The organism is Candidatus Frankia nodulisporulans (genome assembly GCF_902806475.1).
GTDB lineage: Bacteria > Actinomycetota > Actinomycetes > Frankiales > Frankiaceae > Frankia > Frankia umida.
The window spans coordinates 1-8528 of the sequence record NZ_CADCWS010000187.1; the positions used below are offsets into that span (position 1 = coordinate 1).

Here is an 8528-nt window from a genome sequence, read left to right on the forward strand (position 1 = left end):
CGGGCTCGCCCCGGCGGCCACGCGCCGGGCGCACCCGATCGGGCACACTGGACCGGTGACCCGTTCGCTCGTTGTCAAGGCCACCGCCGGCACGGACGCCCCGGAACGCTGCTCGCAGGCCTTCACCGTGGCGGCCGTCGCCGTCGCCGCCGGCGCCGAGGTGTCCCTGTGGCTCACCGGCGAGTCGGCGTGGTTCGCCCTGCCCGGCCGGGCCGCGCGGTTCGACCTCGCCGAGTCCGCCCCCCTGCAGGACCTGCTCGACGCCATCCTGGCCGGCGGACGGATCACCGTGTGCACCCAGTGCGCGGCGCGCCGCTCGTTCGGCCCGCCGGACGTCCTGCCCGGCATCCGGATCGCCGGCGCCGCCACCTTCGTCGACGAGATCCTCACCGACGGCGTCCAGGCCCTCGTCTACTGAGCGTCCAGGCCCTCGTCCGCTGAGGCCGACGACCCACCCGCACCCGCCCCCCGGGCTACGGCTCCCCCGCGGCTACGGGGCCGTCGGGCGCCGTGATGCCGTTGCAGGTACGTTCGGCACCGGCCGCGGCAGCCGCAACAACAGACCACGATCAGGACACGCGGAATCGCGTTCGGCGCTGAGCCGTATGCGCTCTCCTGATCCCATGATGGCTGAGTCCGATGTCCTTTTCGCCGTAGTCCTGTTCGCGGCCACCGGGCAGCGAACGGTCCGCCGTATCATCGCGCCCTTCCCGGATCGCCGGTCGGCTCTTGCCTTCGCCCGGGAGAACGGCCTGCGCTGTTTCACGATCGGCCCGATGCACTTCGCGGTGCCGACAACGATGCCGATCGAGACCGGCCGGCCGCACCCGACGCGCCCCGCGGTGACAGCCACCCGGGTGAACCGATCCACCGTTGTTTCAGCGGGTCCGCGGTGACCTCAGGCCGGACTTCGGCGGACGCGGCCAGAAACCTCAGGCAGTGACCTCGACCTGGGCGTCCACCGGCTCGCCCTGACGGGCGACGACCCGACGCTCACCACTGGCACCGGGCACCAGCGCCCGCACGGTCCACTGGCCGGGGCGGGCGAAGAACCGGAACTGCCCGGTGGCGGAGAGCGGCACCTCGGCGGTGAAGTCGCCGCCCTCGTCGAGCAGGCGGGCGTAACCGGTCGAGACCGGCTCGCCCTCGCGCACGACGACGCCCTGGATCACGGTCTCCCTGGCCACGTCAATTCCCTCCACCGACGGTCCACCACTGGTCGCGCCGCACATGGGTCACGCACCCTTCTCGATCGGCACGCCCACCAGCGAGCCGTACTCGGTCCACGAACCGTCGTAGTTCTTCACACCCGCCAGACCCAGCAGTTCGTGCAAAGCGAACCAGGTGTGTGCGGACCGTTCCCCGATCCGGCAGTAGGCGATGATCTCGGCGGACAGATCGACGCCGGCCTCGGTGTAGAGCGCGGTCAGCTGCTCGTCGCTGCGGAACGTGCCGTCCTCGTTGGCCGTCCGCGCCCATGGGATGTTCTTCGCCGTCGGAATGTGCCCGGCCCGCTGGGACTGCTCCTGCGGCAGATGGGCGGGTGCCAGCAGCAGGCCGGAGAACTCGCCGGGCGAACGGACGTCGATCAGGACCTTCTCACCGATCGCGGCGATGACCTCCTCGCGGAAGGCCCGAATGTCGGTGCGTGGCTCGCCGGCGGTGTAGGTCGTCGCCGGACGGGGCGTCACCTCGGACGTCAGCTCACGGCTGTCGAGCTCCCACTTCTTGCGCCCACCGTCGAGCAGCCGGACGTCCCCGTGGCCGTACAGGCTGAAGTACCAGTAGGCGTAGGCCGCGAACCAGTTGTTGTTGCCGCCGTAGAGCACGACGGTGTCGTCGTTCGCGATGCCCTTGGTGGACAACAGCTGTTCGAACTGCCCCTTGTCGACGAAATCCCGGATGACCGGGTCCTGCAGCTCGGACTTCCAGTCGAGCCGGACCGCACCCGGAATATGCCCGCGGTCGTAGGCGGAGACATCCTCGTCGACCTCGACCAGAACGACCCTGGGGTCGTTACTGTGCGCTTCGACCCAGGCAGCGTTGACCAGAACCTGTTCGCGGCTCATCCCCGCGCCCCTTTCACGGTGACCGAACGAAAGAACACGTACATGTGGCAACCGAGACAGACCTCGAAAGCCGCGTTGAGAAAAGCCGCCGCAAAGGCGAGCCCGGTGACCACCAGACCCAGCGCCGAGGCTCCGGACAGGAGTCCGATCACACCCACCACCCCGAAGACCATGCCCACGAGCTGGGCGAACCGGGGTGGGGTGGCGTCCTCCATAACGTCCGGCGGCGCCAGCCGGGGACGAACCAGACGCCGGAACACCAGCGCGTAGGGCGCGTACCGCACACCGGCGGCCGCCCCGATCGCCGAACACCACGGTCTGACCGAGAAGAAGCCACCCGCTGCCCGTGAGGAGCACGATGGCGAGCACCACCGTGGACACGGCGGCGGTGAACCGCATACCGCGAGGGTCGACCACCGAAGTTCTCCTGACTACACCTGATCACCGAGATCTGATCATCGGAACTGGACCTGTCGGCGGCGCGCCGACCGAGCGGCGCACCACGGGAACCCGATCAGAAAGGGCAACACAGACAGCTACGCACGCGACAGAGATCGATCGCGCGACGACGTACAAGCTGCAGGAAGAACATGGCCCGTGCCACGGTAGCAGCGGTGGTCAGGTCCACGCTAAGACATCGCCGATGATTCCGAAGAATCGCCATCCGCCCGTTTTGTCCCGTCCAGGGGCATGATCTCGGCGAGGGTGGCGAAGACGGCGGCCCGCGTGGGCGGAGCGCCGCTGGCCCGCCGCGTCTCCCGGCCCGCCGCGTCAAGGACGACCACCGTCGGCGTGCGTCGCACTCCGAGCGCACGGACAAGATCGAGGTGCGCCTCCGCGTCGACCTCCACATGCCGGACGCCCGGCACGACCTCGGCGACCCCGGCCAGCACACGCCGCGTCACCCGGCAGGGCGCGCAGAAGGCGGTGGAGAACTGCAACAGCGTCGCCCGCGCGCCCAGCGTCTCACCCAGCGCGGCCACCTCGGCCCCCCACGTCGGCGCCGCGTCGGACACGACCGACCCGGCCGCGGCCACCTGAGCGGGGGCGGCCGGCCTGGCGGTGGCGGGTGCCGGGACATCCACCGGTGGCTCCTTTCGCGCACCGAACCAGGTGCTCGAGCGGGGGGACGACCTCGCTGGACGGAACCGACCATCTCGGACGCGCAGGGTGACACCCAGCGCGCTCGCCAGTGCGACCGCTCCCAGTAGCACCCACAAGCCCGTCACGGTTCGTCCAAGCGCCTGGCGACCGCCGCTGTTCCCGCGACGGCTCCGGATCGGGTCACAGCCCATCCGTCCGGGGGGTCAGCCGGTGACGCGGCCGACGGTACCGGGTTCGAGAACAACGTTCTGACCGGCGGCGTCGAAGAGGATGCGGTCCGATCGGACGGTCGCGGAGGTGAGCTGGAGGTTGAACGGCAGGCCGGCCACCGGGACCCGCACGGTCAGCAGCCGGCTGATCGCCGGACTCAGCGCCGTGCCCACCGGTGCGGTCAGCTCCCGCGGGGAGAAGGTGATCTCCGCTGGCGCGACTCCGATGTCCGCCGTCCCCACCGCGTCGACGGTGGTGCCCAGGATGGGCAGCGATCCGGAGACCTGGATCGCCGTCCCGGCCGGCCCGACCGTGACAGCCGACCCCTGGCTGCGCAGGTAGGCGTTGAGATCGGTGTAGGTCAGCTCCACGCGGGCGGTGAGCCGATCGACCGGAATCCGCTGCACGTCGCCGTGCAGCACATCCGCCAGCGGCACCCGCACGCCGACGAGTTCGGCATGCAGCTGGTCGACCCGCAGGCCCTGCTCGACCTGGCCACGCACGTCCACCCGGACGTCGCGATAGTCGCCATGCAGTACCTGGGTGAGGAAGGGAAATCCGCCCAGTGACACGTCCGGCTTCGTGGCCAGCCCCTCGCTGCGCTGCGCCTGGGTGGCGATCTGGCCGGCCACCACCCGCGGGGTGATCCGGTCGACGGCGAGGAGCAGCCCGAGCAGGACCACCACGATGACGGCGGCCACCCGTGCACCCCGGCCGGGTCGGTTGGCACTCATCCGGGCAGATGCCGCCCGACGAGGTACACCAGCGGCGCGGCGCAGGCCAACGGCACCGCGGTGGCCACGAAGGCGCCGGCCACCGCGGCGGCGGCCGACCCACCGACCCGGACGACTCCACCACCCCTGGCCAGCCGCTCGTGGCCGGCCTGATCCTCGCCGGCCTGATCCTCGCCGGCGCGGACGAGGACCAGATCCACCAGTCCGGCCGTGACCGCGCCCGCCGCCGCGGCGGTGAGACCCGCGACCACGGACAGACCGCCCGGTCCGAGCGCGCCAAGGCCCGCCCCTGCGGCGACCGCGACGGCCACCCCGACCGGCCCGGCGAGCGCCGCCGGCAGGCCGGCCCATCCGACCAGCCGGGCCACCGCGACCACGATCCCGGCGCCGAGCAGACCGGCGATGGTCATCAGATCAGCCGGCTGCTCCGCGCCCCGCCCGGCCCGTAGCGCCAGATACCCGGTGAGCAGCAGGCCGAGAACGATCCCGCTCAGCGCGGTGACCAGCTCGGCGCTGACCCGCTCGCTGGATGGAACACCCGCGCCACCGGAGGTGGCGGACGTGGCCGGCCTGACCATGTCGGCGGCCGGGGCACGCAGGATCACGGCTCGACGCAGCCCCAGTTGGTAGACGATGACCGCGGCGACGCCGGTCCCGCCCACCCCGACGATCGCGTGGAACGGATGGCCGTCCGTCAGCAGCAGACTGAGATCGCCCAGCAGGGCCCAGACGGCGATGAGCGCGACGGTGCCCGGCGAAGCCCGCAGCACCCGACCCCAGGCCCACGCAAGGGCCACTTGCAGGACGATGACGACAACCGCGAGTGCCCACGTGGCCAGCGCCGCCGCCCCGATCGCGAGGCCGGCGGCGAGCAGCACGGCACCGGGCACCGCGAGCGCGCCCGCGGCGCCTGGGCGCGAGCGGGTGACCACACCGGATCCGAGATCGCCAGCACTCACGCCGTCATGCTGTCACGTCCGGGTAGGGCACCGCGGTGGCGGTCCTACGCCGCGGCCCTGGCCGCCGATCAGCCGCCGGCGAAGGGTGGCAGGACCTCGACGACGGCTCCGGCCGCCAGCGTGAGGGTGGCCGGGTCACGTTGTCCGGCGGGCTGGTCGTCCACCAGGTAGGAGCAGCGTCGCAACAGGCTGGGCAGGGTGCCGCCGTGGCGGGCCGCGATCGCGTCCTGCACCTGCGCGAGGGTGGACGCGACGAGCGTCTCCTCGGTCACGCCGGCGGCCGCTCGCGCCGCCGCCCAGTAGCGGACCGTCACCGTCCCCGGTGCCGCGGCCGGACCACCGGTCATGATGCCCACCCCTTTGAGGATTCTGGCGCCGAGCCCGTCGCGGGGCCCGCGGCACACCCGTCCGCCCGGACGGGTGTGCGGGCGGGCCCGGCGAATTCGACCATGTGGGACCCGATGCGGTCCAGCAGACCAGGCGACAGTCCCGCCTCGGCGTGCCCGAACTCGGGCTCGATCCAGACCTGCGCGTGACCCCCGCTCGCGGCGCCAAGAGCCCGCGGATGCTCCAGGGTGAAATACCGGTCGCGACCGCCATGCACGATCAGCAATGGGGTCGGCGCAATGGCACCGATCAGCTCCAACGGAGACAGCGGAACGGGCACAAAAGCGCCCGGATCGATACGCACCCGTAACCCCGCCCGGGCCACCATCCGGCCGGTCGCGGACTCCGCGAACCAATGGATTCGCCGCATCGGCGCAGTATCTCGAACGAACCACCGACTTGCCGCACTCACGCTGATCACAGCGTCGGGCGGATGCCGGAGACGGTGCCCGTGACAGAGCGTACCAGTTTTTGCCAATCCGGCATGACGGAGGACGGCTCCCGCGCCCATCGACCACCCGATGGTGACAACGCGCAGGTAGCCGAGGGTGCGGGCAGCCCCCACCGCGGCATCGACGTCCAGCGCCTCACGATCGCCGAACGTGCACAGCCCGGTTGATCGTCCGTGGCCGCGCAGGTCCATGACCTGCACTCCGACATATTTCCGCAAACCCTTCGTTACTTCACGTAACGCAAGGCGTTCCATCGAGCCGGAGAAGCCATGGGCCACGACAGCCGCCAGGTCACGTGACTCTCCGTACTGATCCGGAATTTTTGGATCATGCCTGGTGGCAAGGATCTCAGAATCAGCGGTCGGTAGTGACCGGTAGACGGTAGGAGCGCAGTAGGGCACTCGGCTATCCTCCCCACATACCGGCCTTCGTTTCATGCCCATGACGGTCGTGCGACACCCAGTGCCGGACATAGAGTTGCTCATCGGGTCGACGCTGCCCCACCACACACCACTGGAGGAGTCGTCTTGAGCGTCGTCCTTTTGCTCACCAACGCCCCCGGTCCCTCCGCCGAGTCGTTTCCGTCGCTTGGGCTGCTCACACACACGGTGCGGGTCGCTCCGCTGGAGGCCAGCGCCCTGCTGGACGCGCCCCCGGTCGACGTGATCGTGGTGGACGGGCGCCGGGAGCTCGTCATCGCTCGTGGCCTGTGTCGACTGCTGCGCACCACCGGACTGACCACTCCGCTGCTCGCCCTGGTCACCGAAGGTGGACTCGCCGCGGTGTCCGCCGACTGGGGCGTCGACGACGTCGTGCTTGACTCCGCCGGTCCCGCCGAGGTCGAGGCCCGGTTGCGACTGGCCATCGGTCGGGTCGCTGCTGCTGGCGGCACCGCCGAGGCCGGTGTCATCCGGTCCGGCGACCTCTCCGTCGACGAGACCACCTACTCCGCGAAGCTGCGGGGCCGGCCGCTCGAACTCACCTTCAAGGAGTTCGAGCTGCTCAAGTACCTGGCGCAGCACCCCGGTCGGGTCTTCACCCGGGCGCAGCTGCTGCAGGAGGTCTGGGGCTACGACTACTACGGCGGCACACGCACGGTGGACGTGCATGTTCGCCGCCTGCGGGCGAAGCTCGGCCCCGAGCACGAGGCCATGATCGGCACGGTTCGCCACGTCGGCTACAAGTTCGTGGCCCCGTCGATCACCCCCCTCGCGGACGGGCCCAGCGGCCGGGTCGACCGCGATGACGCCCGCACCCCCGAGCGGGTCTAGCCCGTCCCTCGTTGAGCCGTAGCCAGTTCGACGATCCGCGCGGCGTCACCACCACATGACGGATGGCTCCCCCGGTGGCCGTTGTCGCGATCCGCGGCGTCATCCCACAAAGCGTGGTCGCTCAGTCCGGTTGTCGTCGGGCCCAGCGACCACGCTTCGCCGTTTGACGGCGACGGCGACGGCAGCGGCAGCGACGACGGCGACGGGTTCAGGCGTGACCGCGGCGCGCCGCACCGGATCCGCGGTTCACGCGACATCCGCGGAGGCCGCTCGTACGGTCGGGTGGTGACCTCCTCGACCTCGCAGCCGTCCGCGGCCATATCCTCCAGCGCACGGCTGGACTGGCGTCCGACTCTCAGCGGTACGGACGTCGACGGCATCGAGAGCCTGCTCGCCGAGGCGGAGCGAGCCGACGGTAGCGGGCCGGTATCCGAGGACGTCCGGTTGACGTTGCGCCCGGGTCTTGCGGTGGACGCCGGCCATCACCTGCTCGCCCGTCTGTCGGCCGGTTCCGCGGACGCCCCCTCACCAGCCGCTCCCGCCGCGACCGACCCGGGAGGCGTGCCGGTCGACCCCGCCGAACCGCCGATCATCGGATACGCGCACCTGGGCGGTCCACCGGAAAGTCGGCAGGCCGAGGTCGTGGTGCACCCCGCGCACCGCCGTCAGGGTGTGGGTCGGGCGCTGGTCACCGCGCTGCTCGCCGCCTGTTCCACGGCGCGGGCGGAACTCGACATCTGGGCGCACGGGGATCTGCCGGCCGCGGCGGCCCTCGCCGATCCGCTGGGCTTCGTCCGTGCCCGTGTGCTGTTCCAGCTGCGCCGCCCGTTGGACGAGCCGCTGGAGCAGCCGGTGCTGCCCGCCGATGTCACCGTGCGGCCCTTCGTGCCCGGCCAGGATGACGAGGCCTGGCTCGCGGTCAACGCCGCGGCCTTCGCCGACCATCCCGAGCAGGGCCGCTGGACGTCCGACGACCTGGCCAGACGTCAACAGGAACCGTGGTTCGACCCGCGGGGATTCTTCGTCGCCGAACGCGACGGGCAGGTGGTCGGTTTCCACTGGACCAAGGTCCACGCGGTCGACCCGACACCCGCACCGGATGTCCCACCCGCCCAGGTCGGCCCGATCGGCGAGGTCTACGTCGTCGGTGTGCGGCCCGGTTCTGGTGGTTCGGGCCTGGGCCGGGCGCTCACCCTCATCGGCCTGCGTCATCTGCGGGACCAGGGCCTGCTCACCGTCGCGTTGTACGTCGACGAGGACAACGAGCGGGCGGTGCGGATGTACACCGGGCTCGGTTTCATCGAGCATGCGCGGGATGTGTCCTATCACTGGCGCCAGGCTG

The 8528-nt window shown here is 71.0% G+C and carries 11 protein-coding genes and 1 pseudogene; 3 read left to right on the forward strand and 9 right to left on the reverse strand.

What is annotated here, in order from left to right:
• The first annotated feature begins 55 nt into the window (after window positions 1-55).
• Window positions 56-418 (forward strand): DsrE family protein, encoded by a 363-nt coding sequence (locus G6R24_RS15410; protein WP_163549946.1) that lies wholly within the window; start codon window positions 56-58, stop codon window positions 416-418.
• 514 nt (window positions 419-932) lie between these two features.
• On the opposite strand, the gene G6R24_RS15415 is transcribed toward G6R24_RS15410, so the two are convergent.
• The 9 genes and pseudogenes from G6R24_RS15415 to G6R24_RS15450 all read right to left on the reverse strand — a co-directional run bounded on the left by G6R24_RS15415 (window position 933) and on the right by G6R24_RS15450 (window position 6193).
• The gene (locus G6R24_RS15415) at window positions 933-1232 is read right to left on the reverse strand and encodes a DUF1416 domain-containing protein (RefSeq protein WP_163549947.1); all 300 of its coding nucleotides are present in this window, start codon (window positions 1230-1232) and stop codon (window positions 933-935) included.
• Window positions 1233-1235: 3 nt separating this feature from the next.
• Window positions 1236-2069 carry a sulfurtransferase gene (locus tag G6R24_RS15420; RefSeq protein ID WP_163549948.1) on the reverse strand — a complete coding sequence of 278 codons (834 nt, stop codon included), beginning with the start codon at window positions 2067-2069 and terminating at the stop codon, window positions 1236-1238.
• On the reverse strand, window positions 2066-2353 hold the full coding sequence (locus G6R24_RS15425; RefSeq protein WP_476695825.1) for a DUF4395 family protein: 288 nt from the start codon (window positions 2351-2353) through the stop codon (window positions 2066-2068). The genes G6R24_RS15420 and G6R24_RS15425 overlap by 4 nt, the downstream gene beginning before the upstream one ends.
• Before the next feature lie 70 nt (window positions 2354-2423).
• A pseudogene (locus tag G6R24_RS24575) lies at window positions 2424-2468 on the reverse strand (hypothetical protein); the annotation flags it as partial.
• 230 nt (window positions 2469-2698) lie between these two features.
• Window positions 2699-3154, reverse strand: coding sequence for a thioredoxin family protein (locus G6R24_RS15430; RefSeq protein ID WP_225438578.1), 456 nt, complete (start codon window positions 3152-3154; stop codon window positions 2699-2701).
• 222 nt (window positions 3155-3376) lie between these two features.
• Window positions 3377-4084, reverse strand: coding sequence for an LmeA family phospholipid-binding protein (locus G6R24_RS15435; RefSeq protein WP_338083954.1), 708 nt, complete (start codon window positions 4082-4084; stop codon window positions 3377-3379).
• A 29-nt stretch (window positions 4085-4113) separates the two neighbouring features.
• Window positions 4114-5076 (reverse strand): hypothetical protein, encoded by a 963-nt coding sequence (locus tag G6R24_RS15440; protein WP_225438579.1) that lies wholly within the window; start codon window positions 5074-5076, stop codon window positions 4114-4116.
• A 68-nt stretch (window positions 5077-5144) separates the two neighbouring features.
• Window positions 5145-5423, reverse strand: a complete 279-nt coding sequence (locus tag G6R24_RS15445; RefSeq protein WP_163549950.1) for a MoaD/ThiS family protein — start codon at window positions 5421-5423, stop codon at window positions 5145-5147.
• On the reverse strand, window positions 5420-6193 hold the full coding sequence (locus G6R24_RS15450; protein ID WP_244957329.1) for an alpha/beta hydrolase: 774 nt from the start codon (window positions 6191-6193) through the stop codon (window positions 5420-5422). The genes G6R24_RS15445 and G6R24_RS15450 overlap by 4 nt, the downstream gene beginning before the upstream one ends.
• A gap of 249 nt (window positions 6194-6442) precedes the next feature.
• On the opposite strand from G6R24_RS15450, the gene G6R24_RS15455 reads away from it, so the two are divergent.
• Together G6R24_RS15455 and mshD are read left to right on the forward strand one after the other, a co-directional pair.
• The gene (locus tag G6R24_RS15455) at window positions 6443-7186 is read left to right on the forward strand and encodes a response regulator transcription factor (protein ID WP_163549951.1); all 744 of its coding nucleotides are present in this window, start codon (window positions 6443-6445) and stop codon (window positions 7184-7186) included.
• A 285-nt stretch (window positions 7187-7471) separates the two neighbouring features.
• A partial coding sequence (gene mshD, locus G6R24_RS15460; protein ID WP_420840667.1) for a mycothiol synthase occupies window positions 7472-8528 on the forward strand: 1057 nt, incomplete at its 3' end.